This window comes from Bowmanella dokdonensis, assembly GCF_017254865.1.
GTDB classification, from domain to species: Bacteria; Pseudomonadota; Gammaproteobacteria; order Enterobacterales; family Alteromonadaceae; genus Bowmanella; species Bowmanella dokdonensis.
In genome coordinates this window covers 1-463 of sequence record NZ_JAFKCV010000088.1, presented here as the reverse complement: position 1 = coordinate 463, position 463 = coordinate 1, and the positions used below count along the sequence as shown (strand labels likewise).

Sequence of the window (463 nt, the reverse complement as noted above, 5' to 3'; positions counted from 1 at the left end):
AGAAGCTCGGCGAAGCCCTGCCGGAGACCCGCTACATCCACCACCACGCCGTCGTGCTGTTGGATCTCCATCAACCTCTCCTCCCCCCTTGCTGGATCAAGAAGGAGGAGACGTGCTGCACCGTACGTGTGTTGAACGCGGAGGTGCCGTCCGTTCGGCACTCGGTCATCGGTGATTTGGATCACGGCGAGTACGACTCCGTCATCCACGTTCATTGGAACGCTTCCGCTCGCGATCTACAAGGGTATGTAGATCCACTCCTTTCCCCTCGTTGCTAGTAGACTCCATAGATGGATCTTGGTGAGCGTAGGAAAATTTTAAATTTCTGCTACGATCCCCAACAGCAAGATGCCGTGATTCCACTAAGGGACCCTTCAGGGCGGTCACCGAACCCGTACAAATGGCAACCCTTGGGGGCGGTCACCGAACCCGTACACTTTAGCAACCCTTGGGGGCGGTCACC

At 56.8% G+C, this 463-nt stretch carries 1 protein-coding gene; it reads right to left on the bottom strand.

Annotated elements, in window-relative coordinates; all coding sequences use genetic code 11:
- Positions 1–215, bottom strand: a 215-nt coding sequence (locus tag J0A66_RS21670; RefSeq protein WP_206575933.1) for a hypothetical protein, incomplete at its 3' end; no start/stop codon positions are given.
- Between the last annotated feature and the right edge of the window lie 248 nt (positions 216–463).